Here is a 16,020-nt window from a genome sequence, read left to right as displayed (position 1 = left end):
ACGACGACGACCTCGCCCTGCAGGCCCGCAACCGGCTGATCCTGACCGAGGGATTCCCGACCTACGGCGGCATGGCCGGCCGCGACCTCGACGCCATCGCGCAAGGGCTGCGCGAGATCGTCGACGAGGACTATCTGCGCTACCGCGTCCGCACCGCGGCTTACCTCACGGAAAAGCTGCACGCGCTCGGCGTGCCCGTGATGCGCCCGGCGGGCGGGCACGCGGTCTTCGTCGACGCGCGCGCGTGGCTCGATCATATCCCGCCGCTGTCCTATCCCGGGCAGGCGGCGGCGGTGGCGCTCTACGAGCTGGGCGGCATCCGGACCTGCGAGATCGGCACGGTGATGTTCGGCCGCAAGCCGGACGGAACCGAGGCGGCCGCGGCGATGGACCTCGTCCGGCTGGCGCTGCCGCGCCGGGTCTATACCCAGTCCCACGCCGACTATGTCGCCGAGACCTTCGAGGAGGTGCACCGCCTGCGGCCGCGGCTGAAAGGCTTCCGCATCGTGGAGCAGCCGCGGTTCATGCGCCACTTCACGGCGAAGTTCGCGCGCCTCGATTGAAAGACCTGCCGTTCGGGGGTGCGTCCCGCCCCCGAATCGCGCTAAGGCTTGTGCAAATCCACAAATGCGATGGAGCGAGCCATGCGTGACTATCTGAAATTCTACATCAACGGCGAATGGGTCGATCCGGCCGCGGGGGCGAAGACGCTCGATGTGCTCAACCCGGCGACCGAGGCCGTCGCCGGGCGCATCAGCCTCGGCGCGGCGGAGGACGTGGACCGCGCGGTGAAGGCCGCGAAGGCGGCGTTCCGCAGCTTCTCGCGCACCAGCCGCGCCGAACGGCTCGAACTGCTCCAGTCCATCCTCGCGGAATACACGAAGCGCAGCGGCGAGGTCGCCGAGGCGATCACTGAGGAGATGGGCGCGCCCGCGTGGCTCGCGAAGAGCGCGCAGGCCGCGATCGGCGCGGGGCATCTGCACACGGCGATCGAGGTGCTGAAGACCTACAGGTTCCACGAGCCGCGCGGCACGACGATGATCGCCAAGGAGCCGATCGGCGTGTGCGGCTTCATCACGCCGTGGAACTGGCCGATCAACCAGATCGCCTGCAAGGTGGCGCCCGCGCTCGCGACCGGCTGCACGATGGTGCTGAAGCCCTCCGAGATCGCGCCGTTCTCGGGGTGGCTGTGGACGGAGATCCTGCACGCGGCGGGCGTGCCCGCAGGCGTCTACAACCTCGTGAACGGCGACGGGCCGACCGTGGGCGCGGCGATCTCGTCGCACCCGGACGTCGACATGGTGAGCTTCACCGGATCGACGCGCGCGGGCGTGGAGGTCGCGCGGGCGGCGGCGCCGACCGTGAAGCGCGTCGCGCAGGAACTCGGCGGCAAGTCGCCCAACATCCTCGTCGACGACGCGGGCTTCGGCGACGCGGTGAAGCGCGGCGTCGCGCACGTGATGAACAACTCCGGCCAGTCCTGCAACGCGCCGACGCGCATGTTCGTGCCCGCCGGCCGCATGGACGAGGCGAAGGCGGTGGCGAAGGCGACCGCCGACGCGTGGGCGCCGGGCGACCCGAACGGCAACGCGCGCATGGGGCCGGTCGTCTCCGAGCTCCAGTGGACGAAGATCCAGGGCCTGATCCAGAAGGGCATCGACGAGGGCGCCGAACTCGTCGCGGGCGGCACCGGCAAGCCCGAGGGGCTGGAAACCGGCTATTACGCGAAGCCCACGGTGTTCGCGAACGTCACCAACGACATGACGGTCGCGCGCGAGGAGATCTTCGGGCCGGTCGTTTCGATCCTCGGCTACGACAGCCTCGACCGCGCCATCGACGAGGGCAACGACACCGTCTACGGCCTCGCCGCCTACGTGCAGGCGACGGACATCGGGAAGGCGCGCGAGATCGCCGCGCAGCTTCGCGCCGGGCAGGTCATCATCAACGGCGCGGGCAGCGACCTGATGGCGCCGTTCGGCGGCTACAAGCAGTCCGGCAACGGCCGCGAGTGGGGCGACCATGCCTTCGGCGAGTTCCTCGAGACGAAGGCGATGATCGGCTACGGCGAGGCGATTGCCGCCGAGTGATCAGTCCTGCGCATCCGGCACCGCCCGGTAGAGGACGCGCAGCACGACCAGTACGGTAAGCCCGAGCAGCGTGCCGATCACCACGAGCGGCACCTGCCCCGCCCCGCAGGCGATGCCGAGGGCGGCGCACAGCCAGATGTTCGCCGCCGTCGTCAGGTTCTTCACCTTGTCGCCGCTGACGAAGATGAGGCCCGCGGCGATGAAGCCGACCGCCTGCGCGAGGCCCTCGATGGCGCGCAGCGGGTCCGGCTGCGCGTTCTCGCCGCGGTACTCCTCGAACAGCAGCAGCGCCGAAATCACGATCATGGCAGAGCTGAGCGCCACCAGCGCGTGCGTGCGCAGCCCCGCCTCGTGTCCGCGCATCTCGCGGTCGAAACCGAACGCCAGCCCGATCGCGGTCGCGGCGCCGAGCCGGATGGCGATGTCCTCCCATGTCATGACAGCCAGAATGGCCGGTACGCACAAAGGTTCCTGCGCTGTCGGCAGGATTTACAAATTGAAAATCGCATTTTGCGACTTCTCGAAAAAATCCATTCTCATCAGTGTGTTGAGAATTTGGCATAGCCCTTGCTCATATTTTTGCGAATTGCAAATACAGAGGGTCACATGCGCACTATCGGACTTTCCATCGCCCTGTCGCTGATCGCGACCGCCGCCGCTGCGTTCCCGATCGCTTCGTCGGGCGACGGCCTCAGCGTCATCGTTTCGTCGACCGAAAACGTCATCGCGCGGTACGAGGGCAACTCGGCGGCCTACAGCAACGATCTCTATCTCGAGTTGCTCGCCGACGGCACGCCCGGTCTCGATGGCGACACGTCGAACGACCTTTACATTTTCAACAACCATCTCTCGGTGGTGGGCAGCACCGTCGATCTCGGCGCGTTCGGCATCGGCACGGAACTCGTCTTCCGCCTGCATGTGAACAACACCGGCTACGACTTCTACACCGGCGCGGCTTCGCGGAACCCGGACGCCAACATTCACGCCCGCGTCCAGAACGAATGGGAAGAAGCGACCACGCTCGTCAGCTTCGAAGACCTCTACAACGGCCCGTTTGATTTCAACGACCTCAGCTTCTCGTTCAAGAACACCAAGGCCGCACCATCCGACCCGACGCCGGTGCCGGAGCCCGGCGCGATCGCGCTGCTCGGCCTCGGCGTGCTGGCGCTCGGCCTTCGCCGCCGCCGCGCCTGACGCGTCCGCGATCTTGCGCATCGTGCCCGTCCGGGATCGCCCCGGGCGGGCACGTGCTTTCGGGAGCTTATCAGGAACGCGAGGTGCCCACCGCGCGGTGCTGCGCCCATAGTCTCCGCCTGCGCCACTGACGGGAGGCTCCCCGAATGTCCCTTCGCACACCGATCTGCGACCTGCTCGGCATCGAACACCCGATCCTGCTCGCCGGCATGGGCGGTGTTTCCTATGCGGAGGTCTGCGCGGCGGTCTCGAACGCGGGCGGATTCGGCACGCTCGGCATGGCGGGCACCAGCCCCGCCTTCATCCGCGAGCAGATGAAGCGCGTGAAGGACCTGACCGAGAGGCCGTTCGGCGTCGATCTTCTCGCCGCGCAGCCCGAAACGCTCACCGCGAGCGTCGACGTGATCATCGCGGAGGGGGCGAAGGCCTTCGTCGCCGGGCTCGGCGTGCCGACGCCGATCCTCGACGAGCTGAAGGCGGCGGGCCTTGTCGTCATGTCGATGTGCGGCACGGTCGGCCATGCAGTGAAGGCCGCGGCGGCGGGCTGCGACGCGGTGATCGCGCAAGGGACCGAGGGCGGCGGCCACACAGGCAAGGTGGCGAGCGCGGCGCTCTGGCCGCAGTGCGTCGATGCGGTGGACGTGCCGGTGATCGCGGCGGGCGGCGTCTATGACGGGCGCGGCCTCGCGGCGGCGCTCGCCTTCGGCTGCCAGGGCGTGTGGATGGGCACGCGCTTCATCGCCAGCCGCGAGGCGCACGCGGGGCAGGCCTACAAGGACGCCATCGTCGCCATGCGCGACGATTCGACGACGATCAGCCGGGGCTTCACCGGCAAGACGCTGCGCGCCATCGCCAACGAGACGACGGAGCATTTCGATCGGCATCCCGAGGACCTGAAGCCGTTCCCGCTGCAGGCGATGGAGTCGGCGCAGGCGAACCGGCTGGGGCCGATCGCGGGCCTCCTCGATGTCGATCCGACGACGCAGTGCCTCGCGGCGGGGCAGGGCGGCGGCGGCGTCGACGCGATCCTCGGGGCGGCGGAGATCGTGGAACGGACGCTCGCCGAGGCGAAGGCGGCGATGGCGCGGCTGGGGGCTATCGCGCGCTGATCCGGCGGTTTCGGTGCGCCGCCCTGCCCGCGAACCGCGGCTACACCTCGGGCAAGGCCGCCATCGCCAGCGCGGCGGCGTAGTCGGGCGCGAAGCGCACCTTGCCGCTTCTCGGGCCGAGCCCGTTCCGCCGCAGCACCTGCGCGGGCAGCGGCTGCACGTTCGAGAAGATCACCTCCGCGCCGTTCCTGTGCGCCATGCTGACGAAGTCCTTGATGCCTTCGACGCCGCTCGCGTCGAGCAGCGGCACCTCGCGCATCCTGAGGATGACGACGCGCGGCGGCTGCCCCATGCGGCGCAGCGTCTCGACGAGATCGGCGGCGACGCCGAAGAAGAAGGGGCCGGTGATGCGGAACACCTCGACACCCGGCGGCAGCGCATCGCGCTGGCCCGCCTCCTCGGTTTCCGTCTCCTGATGAACCTCGATGGCGACGGTGCGGCTCATCCGTTCCATGAACATCAGGCTGGCGAGCGTGACGCCGACGCCGATGGCGACGGTGAGATCGACGAGCACGGTGAGCGCGAAGGTCAGCAGCAGCACGACGCGGTCGCCCATCGGCATGGCGCGGAGGCGGAGCAGGCGCTCGTACTCGCTCATGCCCCACGCCACCATGAACAGGATCGCCGCCAGCGCCGCCATCGGGATGTAGCCCATGAGGTCGGTGCCGAAGGCCATGAACAGCAGCAGGAACAGCGCGTGGAACATGCCCGCCAGCGGCGTGCGCCCGCCCGCGCGGATGTTGGTGGCGGTGCGCGCGATGGCGCCCGTCGCCGGAAGCCCGCCGAAGAGGGCGGAGACGAGGTTCGCCGCGCCCTGCCCGACAAGCTCCTGGTTGGAGCGGTGGCGATAGCCGGTCATGCCGTCGGCGACGACGGCGGAGAGCAGCGCCTCGATGCCCGCGAGGAAGGCGATGGTGAAGGCGGCCGGAAGCACCGCCGTCATCTTTTCGAGGCTGAGCGCCGGAATATGCGGCGCCGGAAGGCCGGAGGGGATGTCCGGGAAGCGCGAGCCGACCGTGTCCACCGGGAGGCCGAGCAGCGAGACGGCCAGCGCCGAGACGACCACGGCGACGAGGAAGCCGGGCACCTTCGGCGCGGTGCGGCGCAGCACGATGATGATGGCGAGCGCCGCCGCGCCGACGCCGAGCGTCGCGAGGTGGGTGGTGCCGATCGCCTGCCAGTAGGCGGCGATCTTGGGCAGGAAGTCGGCGGGCACCTCCGCCATGCGGAGGCCGAGGAAGTCCTTGATCTGGCTCGCGGCGATGATGACGGCGATCCCCGCCGTGAAGCCGGTGACGACCGGGTGCGGGATGAACTTGATGAGGCTGCCGAGCCGCGCGTAGCCCGCCACGAGCAGGATCAGGCCCGCCATCAGCGTCGCCAGCACGAGCCCGTCGTAGCCATGCTGCGCGATGATGTTGAACACGACGACGACGAAGGCGCCGGTCGGCCCGCCGATCTGCGTGCGCGAGCCGCCGAGCGCCGAGATCAGGAACCCGGCGACGACCGCCGTCACCAGCCCCTTGTCGGGCGAGGCGCCGCTGGCGATGCCGAGCGCCATCGCGAGCGGCAGCGCGACGATGGCGACGGTGATCCCGGCGAGCGCGTCGGCGCGCAGCCGCGCCATGTCGTAGCCTTCGCGAAGCGCGGTCACGAGCTTCGGCGTGAACTGGATGGGCAGAACGTCGCGCATGGCAACCTTCGGGCGCTTGTGGGAACGCCGCTGGCTAGCCGCAAATTGTGGCGAAATCATCCCGGAATGTTCCGGAAATCGCGGCAGGGCGGGCGCGGCCGCCGCGCCTGCGCTATCCCTTCCTCGCCTCCGCCGCCGCGCGCAGGATCGCCTTCTTGATGCGGGGATAGGTGCCGCAGCGGCAGAGGTTGGTGATCCCGGCCTTGATGTCGTCCTCGGTCGGGTTCGGCGTGTCTTTGAGGAACGCCGCCGCCGCCATGATCATGCCGGGCTGGCAATAGCCGCACTGCGGCACCTGCTCGGCGATCCATGCCTCCTGCACGGGGTGGCCGCCGTCCTTCGACAGCCCCTCGATGGTGGTGACGAAGGTGCCCTCGATGTCGCCGATGTTCACCTGGCAGCTGCGCTGCGCCTGCCCGTCGATGTGCACGGTGCACGCGCCGCACAGCCCCGCGCCGCAGCCGAACTTGGTGCCGGTGAGGTTCATGGCGTCGCGCAGCGCCCAGAGCAGCGGCGTCTCGGGCGGCAGGTCAAAAGCGACAGGATTGCCGTTGATCGTGAAGCGGGTCATGACAGGCCGAGATGTAGACGGGGAGAGGGCCGAATGGAACTGCAAACGCTGTCGCTCGCCGTGGCGGACGGCATCGCCCGCGTGACGATGACGCGGGGGCAGGCGCTCAACACCATGACGGAGGCGTTCTGGACGGAGATCGTCACCGTGTTCGGGGCGATCGAGGCCGACCCGGCGGTGCGCGCGGTGCTGATCGTGTCTACGGGCAAGCACTTCACGGCGGGGCTCGACCTCGCGTGGGCGGGCGCGGACCTGCTTGCGGCGCGCAGCGGCGAGGTTGCCCGGCAGCGGCTGGCGCTGCGCCGCAAGGTGAAGGCGATGCAGCAGAGCTTCACCGTCGTCGACCAGTGCAAGGCGCCGGTGATCGCGGTGGTGCAGGGCGGCTGCATCGGCGGCGGCGTCGATCTCGTCACGGCCTGCGACATCCGCATCGGCACCGCCGACTGCTTTTTCAGCATCCAGGAGATCAACGTCGGCATCGTCGCGGACGTCGGCACGCTGCAACGCATTCCGCACCTGCTGCCGCAGGGGCTGGTGCGCGAGCTTGCCTACACGGGGCGGCGCTTCACGGCCGACGAGGCGGCGCGCCACGGCTTCCTGAACCGCGTGCTGCCCGCCCACGGCGAGGCGATCGCGGCGGGGGAGGCGCTGGCGCGCGAGATCGCGTCGAAATCGCCCGTCGCCGTGCAGGGCACCAAGGCGGTGCTGAACCGGGGCCGCGACCAGGGCATCGCGGAGGGGCTCGACTATGTCGCGACCTGGAATTCGGCCTTCCTGCCGGGCGCCGATCTCGGCGAGGCGATGGGCGCGCACCTGCAGAAACGCCCGCCGCGTTTCGAGGACGCGGTTTGAAAGGCGCATCGACCGGTCGCGCGCACGGGTGCGGCAAGCTATCGCTTGTTCGCGAATCGGGGCGCATCTATAAGGCGCGCAAAATTGATTCCGTCGGTGCGTTCGCGCGCCGGCAGTCCGTATTGGAGCAAGTGGGGGTTTGATGCGCGGATTTGACACCCGTTTCAGGGCATTGGCGGTCGCTGCGGCGCTCACGTTCGGCGCCGTTCAGGCACAGGCGCAGGACGCGGCAACGGATGCGGCAGCGCCGGCCGCCGTCACGGCCGGGCAGGCTGCGGCGGTCCCGGCTGATGCGGCGCCTGCGGCCGACGCGGCGGCTGCGCCCGCGGTCAACCTCGCCAACATGGGCACGGCGCCCGATCCCGCCGTGGGTCAGCCGCTGGGCGGCTGGCAGATCCAGCCGCAGGTGACCGAACTCGGCCAGCGCGGCTCGGACTTCAACACCGCGCTGCTGCTCATCATGGGCGTCATCACCGTTTTCGTTTTCGCGCTGCTGATCTGGTCGATCATCCGCTATCGCCGCGGCGCCAACCCGGTGCCTTCGAAGACGACGCACAACGTGCTCGTCGAGGTGGTGTGGACGCTGATGCCGGTGCTCGTGCTCGTCGGCATCGCCATCCCCTCGTTCAAGCTGCTCGCCGCGCAGTACGACCCGCCGAAGGCCGATCTCACGATCAAGGCGACCGGCCACCAGTGGTACTGGAGCTACGAATACCCCGATCAGGGCGGCTTCGGCTTCGATTCGGTGATCCTGTCGAACGAGGAGGCCGAGAAGGCCGGCGAACCCAAGCTGCTCGCGGTCGACAATCGCATCGTCGTTCCGGCTGGCGCCGTCGTGAAGGTGCTGGTGACGGCGTCGGACGTCATCCACAGCTGGGCGGTCCCCGCCTTCTGGGTGAAGATGGACGCCGTTCCGGGCCGCATCAACGAAACCTGGTTCAAGACCGACCGCGAAGGCCTCTACTACGGCCAGTGCTCGGAGCTTTGCGGCACCAAGCACGGCTTCATGCCGATCGCCGTCGAGGTCGTCTCGAAAGACAAGTTCGACGCGTGGGTCGCGGCCCGGCAGGCCGATGCCGGCATCGAGGTCGCCGCCGCGGCGCCCGCAGCTGATGCCGCCGCTGCACCGGAAGCGGCGCCCGCCGCCGCCACAACGCTTTAAGATCAAGTTCGGGTAGGAACGACACTCATGGCCGAGACCACCGCCGCCCATTTCGACGCCCACGGCGACGACGCGCACGCGCATCACGACGATCATCACGTGCCGGGCTTCTTCGCCCGCTGGTTCCTGTCGACCAACCACAAGGACATCGGCACGCTGTACCTGATCTTCGCGATCGTCGCGGGCATCATCGGCGGCGCGATCTCGGGCGTGATGCGCCTCGAACTCGCCGAGCCGGGCATGCAGTACCTGCCGGCGTGGGTGGGCGGCAACGTCGATGCCGCCTATCACATGTGGAACGCGTTCATCACCGCGCACGGCCTCATCATGGTGTTCTTCATGGTGATGCCGGCGATGATCGGCGGCTTCGGCAACTGGTTCGTGCCGATCATGATCGGCGCGCCGGACATGGCGTTCCCGCGCATGAACAACATCTCGTTCTGGCTGCTGGTGCCCGCCTTCCTGCTGCTGCTCGCCTCGATGTTCGTCGAGGGGCCGGCGGGCTTCCCGGGCGCGGGCACGGGCTGGACGGTCTATCCGACGCTGTCGACGAGCGGCCATCCGGGGCCGGCGGTCGATCTCGCGATCTTCTCGCTGCACCTCGCGGGCGCCTCGTCGATCCTCGGCGCGATCAACTTCATCACCACCATCTTCAACATGCGCGCGCCGGGCATGACCCTGCACAAGATGCCGCTGTTCTGCTGGTCGGTGCTGGTGACGGCGTGGCTGCTGCTGCTCTCGCTGCCGGTGCTGGCGGGCGCGATCACCATGCTGCTCACCGACCGCAACTTCGGCACCACCTTCTTCGATCCGGCCGGCGGCGGCGATCCGATCCTCTACCAGCACCTGTTCTGGTTCTTCGGACACCCCGAGGTGTACATCATGATCCTGCCCGGCTTCGGCATCGTCAGCCAGGTCGTGGCGACGTTCAGCCGCAAGCCCGCCTTCGGCTACCTCGGCATGGCCTACGCGATGGTGGCGATCGGCTTCATCGGCTTCATCGTGTGGGCGCACCACATGTACACGGTCGGCCTCGACGTGAACGTGAAGCTCTATTTCACGGCGGCGACGATGATCATCGCGGTGCCCACCGGCATCAAGATCTTCTCGTGGATCGCCACCATGTGGGGCGGCTCGATCAGCTTCGAGACGCCGATGCTGTGGGCGATCGGCTTCATCATCATGTTCACATTGGGCGGCGTCACCGGCGTCGTTCTCTCGAACGCCGGCGTCGACACGATCATGCACGACACCTACTACGTGGTGGCGCACTTCCACTACGTGCTGTCGCTGGGCGCCGTGTTCGCGCTGTTCGCGGGCTTCTACTACTGGTTCCCGAAGATGTCGGGCCGGATGTACAACGAGCTGCTCGGCAAGCTGCACTTCTGGGTGTTCTTCATCGGCGTGAACGTGCTGTTCTTCCCGATGCACTTCCTCGGCCAGGACGGCATGCCGCGCCGCTACCCGGACTACCCGGATGCGTTCGCCTACTGGAACCACATCGCCTCGCTCGGCTACGTGATCATGGCGGTCGGCCTGGTGTTCTTCTTCGTGAACATCATCGTCTCGCTGCTGAGCGGCAAGAAGGCCGCCGACAATCCGTGGGGCGAGGGTGCGACGACGCTCGAGTGGACGCTGTCCTCGCCGCCGCCGTTCCACCAGTTCGAGACCCTGCCGGAAATCAAGTAGGACGTTCGTGGCCAGCGTACCCGCCGTCTCCGTCACGCCGGTCAGCGATTTCGCTGACTGGCGCGACTATTTCGCGCTGCTGAAGCCGCGCGTGATGACGCTCGTCGTCTTCACGGGGCTTTGCGGCCTGCTGGCGGCGCCCGGCCACATCCACCCGGTGATCGGCTTCACGGCGGTGCTCTGCATCGCGGTCGCGGCGGGCGCCTCGGGCGCGCTCAACATGTGGTACGAGGCCGATCTCGACGCGCGCATGAAGCGCACGGCGAACCGGCCGATCCCGGCGGGGCGCATCGACCCGGCCTCGGCGTTCGGCTTCGCGGTGAGCCTCGCGGTCGGCGCGGTCGCCGTGATGGCGCTCGCCGTGAACGTCGCGGCCGCGGCTCTCCTCACCGCCTCGATCCTGTTCTACGTGTTCGTCTACACGGTCTGGCTGAAACGCCGCACGCCGCAGAACATCGTCATCGGCGGCGCCGCGGGCGCGTTCCCGCCGGTGATCGGCTGGGCGGCGGTGACGGGCGACGTGACGGCGCTGCCGATCCTGCTGTTCGCGCTCATCTTCCTGTGGACGCCGCCGCATTTCTGGAGCCTCGCGCTGTTCGTGCGCGGCGACTATGCGAACGCGGGCGTGCCGATGCTGCCCGTGACGCACGGCGAGCGCGCGACGCGCGTCCAGATCCTCGCCTACACGCCGCTCCTCGTCGGCGTCAGCGTGCTGCCGTGGGCGATGCGCCTCACCGGCGCGCTCTACGGCCTGACGGCCGCCGCGCTCGGCGCGGTGTTCATGGCGCTCGCCGTGGCGGTGTACCGCAACGATGCGACCGATCCGGCTGCCATGCGCCCGGAACGCCGCCTGTTCGCCTTCTCGGTCCTCTACCTCTTCATCCTGTTCGGCGCGCTCGTCGCCGACCGCTGGCTTTCGGCATGATCGTGGCGGACGACGACGACTTCCAGAAGAGGCGGCGCAGCCGCAACCTCGTGCTCGGCGCGGTTCTCGTCGGCCTTGCCGTGCTGTTCTACGCCATCACTATCGCGAGGATGGGATGAGCGACGGGAAGGGTATCCGCCGCACCGGCTTCATCGCCGCGGGCGTCGCAGTCGCGATGCTCGGCCTCGCCTACGCGAGCGTGCCGCTCTACCGCCTGTTCTGTCAGGTCACCGGCTTCGGCGGCACCACCATGCGCGTGGACGAGACCGCCGCGCCGAACGCCGTCGACAGGCTCATCAAGGTGCGCTTCGACGCGAACGTCGCGCCCGGCCTCGCGTGGACCTTCAAGCCCGTCGAGACGCAGGCGACGATCCGCATCGGCGAGCGCAAGCTGGCCTTCTACCAGGCGACGAATCTCACCGACAAGCCGATCACCGGCATGGCGACCTACAACGTCTCGCCCGACACGGCAGGCGGCTATTTCATGAAGATCCACTGCTTCTGCTTCGACGAGCAGACATTGCAGCCCGGCGAGACGGTGGACATGCCGGTCAGCTACTATATCGACCCGGCGATTCTGGAAGACGCGAGCGCCCGCCGCATCGACGAGATCACGCTCAGCTATACCTTCTTCCCACGCGAGGAAGAGACGAATAAGACAGCAGCCAATACGACCGCGAAGGCGGCCGAGGGAACACAGGGGTAAGACATGGCCGGTGCCAAGAACCACGATTTCCACATCCTGTCGCCGAGCCCGTGGCCGCTCATCGGCGCGACGGCCGCGCTCACCATGACGGCTGGCGGCGTCGGCTGGATGCACGAGCAGGCGTGGGGCATGTGGGTCTTCTTCCTCGGCTTCGCGGGCGTGCTGTTCACCATGTATTCGTGGTGGTCGGACGTCGTGCACGAGGCGAACACGGGCGACCACACGCCGGTCGTGCAGCTCCACCACCGCTACGGCATGATCCTGTTCATCGCGTCGGAAGTGATGTTCTTCGTCGCGTGGTTCTGGGCCTATTTCGACGCGGCGCTCTACCCGGACACGGGCGAGGCGGTCGGCGGCGTCTGGCCGCCGCAGGGGATCGAGGTGCTCGATCCGTTCGTCTATCCGCTGCTCAACACGCTGATCCTGCTGCTTTCGGGCACCACGGTCACGTGGGCGCACCACGCGCTGATCCACGGCGACCGCGAGGGGCTGAAGAAGGGCCTGTGGCTCACCATCATCCTCGGCTTCATCTTCTCGTGCGTGCAGGCGTATGAATACAGCCACGCCGCCTTCGGCATGGCGGGCAACATCTACGGCTCGACCTTCTACATGGCGACCGGCTTCCACGGCTTCCACGTCATCGTCGGCACCATCTTCCTGGCCATCTGCCTGATCCGCACCTACAAGGGCGACTTCACGCCGAAGCAGCACTTCGGCTTCGAGGCGGCGGCGTGGTACTGGCACTTCGTCGACGTCGTCTGGCTGTTCCTGTTCGTGGCGATCTACGTGTGGGGCAGCGACTTCGGCGCGGCGGTCGTCGCGGGGCATTGATGACGTCCGGCCCGGACGGCGTCGGCGCTGTCGACCCGCTCCGGGCCGCGCTCAAAGGGCACTGTCCGCGCTGCGGCAAGGGCAAGCTCTACCGCAACCTCCTTGAATTCACGGATCGCTGTCCGGCGTGCGGGCTCGACATCGCGGGCTTCAACGTCGGCGACGGTCCGGCGGCGTTCCTGATCTTCCTGCTCGGTTTCCTCGTCGTCGGTCTCGCCATGTGGCTGGAGTTCGGCGTGCATCCGCCGTGGTGGGTCCACGCGCTGCTCTGGCCGCCGATCCTCGTCGTACTCACCGTCTGGGGCTTGCGGGTGGGGAAGGCGATCCTGCTCGCGCTCGAATTCCGGAACGAGGCGGCGGAGGGGCGGCTCAGCGACAAGACCGACCACTGATGCGCCTGCCGCTCCTGCCGACGCTGATGGTCGCCGCGATGGTGCCGGTGATGATCGGCCTCGGCGTCTGGCAGCTGCACCGCGCGAACTGGAAAACCGATCTGCTCGCGCGGCTGGAAGCGCGCGCCGACATGCCCGCGCTCGATCGCCCGGAGCGGCTGACCGATGACATGGAATTCCGCCGCATCCGTCTCGACGTCGCTTGCCCGGATCAGCTTCCGAACGGGCGCAGCGGCAAGAGCGTCGACGGCCGCGCGGGGTTTTCCACCGTGCTGCTCTGCCGCGCGGCGGGCGGCGACCTGTGGGTGGAGACGGGCTGGTCGGACCGGCCCGACGGCTGGACGCTGATGAACCCCTACTGGCCGCCGGCGCGGCCCACGGAGATGACGGGAACGCTCGTCCTGAGCAGCGGCAAGGGCCCGCGCTACGTGCTGGTTCTCGAAACCGCCCCGGCGCCGCTGCTGCGTCTCGCGCCGCCCTCGCCCGAGACCATCTCCAACAACCACATGGCCTATGCCGTGCAGTGGTTCGCCTTTGCGGCCACGCTCGGCATCATCTATGCGGTCTACGTTCTGCGCCTGAGACGGGGGAAATGATGGACGTGCCGAAGGTCGAGGTGCCGACGATCGCGATCGCGGGCCGCACGGAGCGCTTCCCGGTGCGGCGCATCTTCTGCGTCGGCCAGAACTATGCCGACCATGCGCGCGAGATGGGATCGAACCCGGACCGCGAGCAGCCGTTCTTCTTTTCGAAGCCCGCCGATGCGGTCGTCGAGAGCGGCGCGGTGCTGCCGTTTCCGAGCCTGACCAGCAACCTGCACCACGAGGTCGAGCTGGTCGTCGCGCTCGGCGCGGGCGGCACCGCCGTGCCGGTCGCGGATGCGGAGGGCCTGATCTTCGGCCATGCCGTCGGCATCGACCTCACCCGCCGCGACCTTCAGGCGGAGGCGAAGCAGAAGGGCCGCCCGTGGGACATGGCGAAGGGCTTCGACCGTTCCGCGCCGGTCGGCGCGCTGACGCCGGGCGCGCCGCCCGCGTCCGGCGCGATCACGCTCCGCGTGGACGGCGCGCTCCGGCAGGACGGCGACCTGTCGCAGATGATCTGGAACGTCGCCGAGGTGATTTCGAAGCTCTCCGCCTACGTGGCGCTCGCCCCCGGCGATCTCGTGTTCACGGGCACGCCCGCGGGCGTCGGTCCGATCCTGCCGGGCGAGACGGTGCTTGCCGAAATCGCGGGCACCGCGCCCGTCGAGGTCCGTTTCTTGGCCTAGACGGGATCGCCGCGGTCCTGCTGCTCCGCAGCGCCGCCTTCGGCCTTGATGAAGCTGATCTTGCCCTGCGGCTCGATGATCGCCCACGCCACGTCCCTCAGCGAGGCGATGCCTGCGAGGCGCATTTCGGATTCGAGCTCGGCACGGGTCACGCGGTCGCGCCGCAGGTTGTCGGCGATGATCGTGCCGCCGCGGACGACGACGCGCGGCTTGCCGTCGAGCAGGCGCTCCATCGCGGGAAACAAATAGGTGATCCAGCTGAGCAGCAGCGCGAGGAAGCCGAAGGTGGCGACGGCGAGCAGCGCGCCGGTGAGGCTGAAGTCGTTGTGTGTGACGCCTTGCTGGATGAGATCGCCCATCACGATCATCACCAGCAGCTCGAACGGCGTCAGCTGGCCGAGCTCGCGCTTCCCGAGCAGGCGCAGCAGCAGGTAGAGGATGACGAAGACCGCCGAGGCGCGCAGCACGATGTCCATCAGGGGCGCACCGCCATGCGGGCGGGGAGCGATGCGGGCGGGGAGCGAGACGAGCGGCGTCTCGCCGTCGAACAGCGTGATGCGGCCCGCCGTGCCGCCGACGAGTGCCGGGTTGATCTGCCCGTCCACCTTGACGAGAAGCGTGCTCCCCGCCGCCAGCGGCGCGTACTCGAAGCGGTAGCCGCCGTTCCCGTAGGCTTCGGCGGACGCGGCCGGGATCATCGTGTTGATCGTCAGCTCGTGCCAGTAGCCGGGGGACACGGCGACGACGGGGCGGGCGATGGCGTCCGCGGCGTCGACGCGCAGGCGCATTTCGAAGACCATGCCGCTGCGGGCGATCTCGGGGGCTTCCAGCGTCAGGCGGGCCTTCGGCGCGTCCGCGCTCCGCGACGGGTTCGGAAAGCCGCCGAGCGCGCCCGAAACCGCGATCAGGATGACGGCGGCAAGGACGAGGAAGGACAGCGGACTGGCGCTGCGATGCCAGCGATGGATGCCGACGTGCTGTTCCTCGATACCGTCCGGATAGCGCTCGCCCATGTTTCCCTTCCGGGGGCACAATCCCGGAGCGGACGGAAGGTTCCCCTGCGGGCCGGCCTCAGGAAAACGCGGCGGCGTCCCCGCGCGCGGCGGGATAGCGCCGGGCGCGCAGTTGCCGCGCACGCCGGATCGAGCGGATCGGCGGCAGGTGGATAAGGTCCGCCGCAATCGCGGGCGCGGCGGGGCGCAGGAAGGCCGCGTCGAGCGCGGCGCGGTCGAGGCCGTCCGCCGTCTCCGCCGGGAACTTGCGGCGCAGGCCGTCGCTCTCGTGCGCGCGCTGGAGGATGCGCTCCTTGAGGCGGCGGCCGACCGAAACGCGGATCGGCAGGCCCGCCGACACCTTGATCCAGCTGTTCCAGCTGATGCCGGCGCGGCGCATGATCTTGCTCTGCGACCCGGCAAGGGGTGCGATGTCTTCCACCAGCGCCGGGTTGACGATGCACATCCGGGGTTTGCCGCGCTCCAAATCCGCTCTCCTCCCCTCCGCTCGGCCCATTTGAAAGCCGTGAGCCCGCGCCCGCCCATA

At 68.7% G+C, this 16,020-nt stretch carries 19 protein-coding genes (1 of these 19 running past the window's edge); 14 read left to right on the top strand and 5 right to left on the bottom strand.

Annotation, left to right across the window (positions count from 1 at the left end; genetic code table 11):
- Positions 1 to 563, top strand: partial view of a tryptophanase gene (locus PE061_RS04785; RefSeq protein WP_271258022.1) — the end only. The gene continues 805 nt to the left of window position 1, outside the view; the window shows 563 of its 1,368 coding nt (coding positions 806-1,368); the start codon falls outside the window, past its left edge; it ends in the stop codon at positions 561 to 563.
- An 81-nt stretch (positions 564 to 644) separates the two neighbouring features.
- Positions 645 to 2,087, top strand: a complete 1,443-nt coding sequence (locus tag PE061_RS04780) for an aldehyde dehydrogenase family protein (RefSeq protein WP_271258021.1) — start codon at positions 645 to 647, stop codon at positions 2,085 to 2,087.
- On the opposite strand, the gene PE061_RS04775 is transcribed toward PE061_RS04780, so the two are convergent.
- A complete protein-coding gene (locus tag PE061_RS04775; RefSeq protein ID WP_271258020.1) occupies positions 2,088 to 2,525 on the bottom strand; it encodes an MgtC/SapB family protein in 438 nt (145 codons plus the stop codon).
- A gap of 168 nt (positions 2,526 to 2,693) precedes the next feature.
- On the opposite strand from PE061_RS04775, the gene PE061_RS04770 reads away from it, so the two are divergent.
- Positions 2,694 to 3,281 (top strand): PEP-CTERM sorting domain-containing protein, encoded by a 588-nt coding sequence (locus tag PE061_RS04770; protein WP_271258019.1) that lies wholly within the window; start codon positions 2,694 to 2,696, stop codon positions 3,279 to 3,281.
- A 146-nt stretch (positions 3,282 to 3,427) separates the two neighbouring features.
- Positions 3,428 to 4,390, top strand: coding sequence for an NAD(P)H-dependent flavin oxidoreductase (locus PE061_RS04765; RefSeq protein WP_271258018.1), 963 nt, complete (start codon positions 3,428 to 3,430; stop codon positions 4,388 to 4,390).
- Positions 4,391 to 4,430: 40 nt separating this feature from the next.
- On the opposite strand, the gene PE061_RS04760 is transcribed toward PE061_RS04765, so the two are convergent.
- Positions 4,431 to 6,083, bottom strand: a complete 1,653-nt coding sequence (locus PE061_RS04760) for a SulP family inorganic anion transporter (protein ID WP_271258017.1) — start codon at positions 6,081 to 6,083, stop codon at positions 4,431 to 4,433.
- A 112-nt stretch (positions 6,084 to 6,195) separates the two neighbouring features.
- Positions 6,196 to 6,654 (bottom strand): (2Fe-2S)-binding protein, encoded by a 459-nt coding sequence (locus tag PE061_RS04755; protein WP_271258016.1) that lies wholly within the window; start codon positions 6,652 to 6,654, stop codon positions 6,196 to 6,198.
- Positions 6,655 to 6,687: 33 nt separating this feature from the next.
- Between PE061_RS04755 and PE061_RS04750 the strand changes: the two genes are divergently transcribed.
- From PE061_RS04750 to PE061_RS04705, 10 genes are all read left to right on the top strand, one after another.
- Positions 6,688 to 7,506, top strand: a complete 819-nt coding sequence (locus PE061_RS04750) for a crotonase/enoyl-CoA hydratase family protein (RefSeq protein ID WP_271258015.1) — start codon at positions 6,688 to 6,690, stop codon at positions 7,504 to 7,506.
- Positions 7,507 to 7,648: 142 nt separating this feature from the next.
- Positions 7,649 to 8,668 carry a cytochrome c oxidase subunit II gene (gene coxB, locus PE061_RS04745; RefSeq protein WP_271258014.1) on the top strand — a complete coding sequence of 340 codons (1,020 nt, stop codon included), beginning with the start codon at positions 7,649 to 7,651 and terminating at the stop codon, positions 8,666 to 8,668.
- A 27-nt stretch (positions 8,669 to 8,695) separates the two neighbouring features.
- Positions 8,696 to 10,357: a cytochrome c oxidase subunit I gene (ctaD, locus tag PE061_RS04740; RefSeq protein WP_271258013.1), complete on the top strand. Its 1,662-nt coding sequence runs from the start codon at positions 8,696 to 8,698 to the stop codon at positions 10,355 to 10,357.
- A 7-nt stretch (positions 10,358 to 10,364) separates the two neighbouring features.
- Positions 10,365 to 11,282 (top strand): heme o synthase, encoded by a 918-nt coding sequence (locus tag PE061_RS04735; RefSeq protein ID WP_271258012.1) that lies wholly within the window; start codon positions 10,365 to 10,367, stop codon positions 11,280 to 11,282.
- Positions 11,279 to 11,401 (top strand): hypothetical protein, encoded by a 123-nt coding sequence (locus PE061_RS04730; protein WP_271258011.1) that lies wholly within the window; start codon positions 11,279 to 11,281, stop codon positions 11,399 to 11,401. The genes PE061_RS04735 and PE061_RS04730 overlap by 4 nt, the downstream gene beginning before the upstream one ends.
- Positions 11,398 to 11,988, top strand: a complete 591-nt coding sequence (locus PE061_RS04725; RefSeq protein ID WP_271258010.1) for a cytochrome c oxidase assembly protein — start codon at positions 11,398 to 11,400, stop codon at positions 11,986 to 11,988. Before PE061_RS04730 ends, PE061_RS04725 begins: the two co-directional genes overlap by 4 nt.
- Positions 11,989 to 11,991: 3 nt before the next feature.
- Positions 11,992 to 12,819 carry a cytochrome c oxidase subunit 3 gene (locus PE061_RS04720; RefSeq protein WP_271258009.1) on the top strand — a complete coding sequence of 276 codons (828 nt, stop codon included), beginning with the start codon at positions 11,992 to 11,994 and terminating at the stop codon, positions 12,817 to 12,819.
- Positions 12,819 to 13,211: a DUF983 domain-containing protein gene (locus PE061_RS04715; RefSeq protein WP_271258008.1), complete on the top strand. Its 393-nt coding sequence runs from the start codon at positions 12,819 to 12,821 to the stop codon at positions 13,209 to 13,211. Before PE061_RS04720 ends, PE061_RS04715 begins: the two co-directional genes overlap by 1 nt.
- Positions 13,211 to 13,807 (top strand): SURF1 family protein, encoded by a 597-nt coding sequence (locus PE061_RS04710; RefSeq protein ID WP_271258007.1) that lies wholly within the window; start codon positions 13,211 to 13,213, stop codon positions 13,805 to 13,807. Before PE061_RS04715 ends, PE061_RS04710 begins: the two co-directional genes overlap by 1 nt.
- The gene (locus tag PE061_RS04705; RefSeq protein WP_271258006.1) at positions 13,804 to 14,481 is read left to right on the top strand and encodes a fumarylacetoacetate hydrolase family protein; all 678 of its coding nucleotides are present in this window, start codon (positions 13,804 to 13,806) and stop codon (positions 14,479 to 14,481) included. Before PE061_RS04710 ends, PE061_RS04705 begins: the two co-directional genes overlap by 4 nt.
- Here PE061_RS04705 and PE061_RS04700 read toward each other — a convergent pair.
- Positions 14,478 to 15,494, bottom strand: coding sequence for a DUF421 domain-containing protein (locus PE061_RS04700; RefSeq protein ID WP_271258005.1), 1,017 nt, complete (start codon positions 15,492 to 15,494; stop codon positions 14,478 to 14,480). The genes PE061_RS04705 and PE061_RS04700 overlap by 4 nt on opposite strands.
- Positions 15,495 to 15,552: 58 nt before the next feature.
- A complete protein-coding gene (locus PE061_RS04695) occupies positions 15,553 to 15,960 on the bottom strand; it encodes a hypothetical protein (protein ID WP_271258004.1) in 408 nt (135 codons plus the stop codon).
- Between the last annotated feature and the right edge of the window lie 60 nt (positions 15,961 to 16,020).

This window comes from Sphingosinicella microcystinivorans, assembly GCF_027941835.1.
GTDB lineage: Bacteria > Pseudomonadota > Alphaproteobacteria > Sphingomonadales > Sphingomonadaceae > Sphingosinicella.
Note: the sequence above shows the minus strand (reverse complement) of the source record. Positions and strands in the feature narration are given on the sequence as shown.

Coding starts and splice junctions, on each gene's coding strand:
- ctaD (WP_271258013.1), top strand. CDS start 8,696: ATGGCCGAGACCACCGCCGCCCATTTCGACGCCCACGGCGACGACGCG.
- PE061_RS04710 (WP_271258007.1), top strand. CDS start 13,211: ATGCGCCTGCCGCTCCTGCCGACGCTGATGGTCGCCGCGATGGTGCCG.
- PE061_RS04760 (WP_271258017.1), bottom strand. CDS start 6,083: ATGCGCGACGTTCTGCCCATCCAGTTCACGCCGAAGCTCGTGACCGCG.
- PE061_RS04725 (WP_271258010.1), top strand. CDS start 11,398: ATGAGCGACGGGAAGGGTATCCGCCGCACCGGCTTCATCGCCGCGGGC.
- PE061_RS04780 (WP_271258021.1), top strand. CDS start 645: ATGCGTGACTATCTGAAATTCTACATCAACGGCGAATGGGTCGATCCG.
- PE061_RS04755 (WP_271258016.1), bottom strand. CDS start 6,654: ATGACCCGCTTCACGATCAACGGCAATCCTGTCGCTTTTGACCTGCCG.
- PE061_RS04705 (WP_271258006.1), top strand. CDS start 13,804: ATGATGGACGTGCCGAAGGTCGAGGTGCCGACGATCGCGATCGCGGGC.
- PE061_RS04750 (WP_271258015.1), top strand. CDS start 6,688: ATGGAACTGCAAACGCTGTCGCTCGCCGTGGCGGACGGCATCGCCCGC.
- coxB (WP_271258014.1), top strand. CDS start 7,649: ATGCGCGGATTTGACACCCGTTTCAGGGCATTGGCGGTCGCTGCGGCG.
- PE061_RS04765 (WP_271258018.1), top strand. CDS start 3,428: ATGTCCCTTCGCACACCGATCTGCGACCTGCTCGGCATCGAACACCCG.
- PE061_RS04770 (WP_271258019.1), top strand. CDS start 2,694: ATGCGCACTATCGGACTTTCCATCGCCCTGTCGCTGATCGCGACCGCC.
- PE061_RS04730 (WP_271258011.1), top strand. CDS start 11,279: ATGATCGTGGCGGACGACGACGACTTCCAGAAGAGGCGGCGCAGCCGC.
- PE061_RS04700 (WP_271258005.1), bottom strand. CDS start 15,494: ATGGGCGAGCGCTATCCGGACGGTATCGAGGAACAGCACGTCGGCATC.
- PE061_RS04720 (WP_271258009.1), top strand. CDS start 11,992: ATGGCCGGTGCCAAGAACCACGATTTCCACATCCTGTCGCCGAGCCCG.
- PE061_RS04715 (WP_271258008.1), top strand. CDS start 12,819: ATGACGTCCGGCCCGGACGGCGTCGGCGCTGTCGACCCGCTCCGGGCC.
- PE061_RS04775 (WP_271258020.1), bottom strand. CDS start 2,525: ATGACATGGGAGGACATCGCCATCCGGCTCGGCGCCGCGACCGCGATC.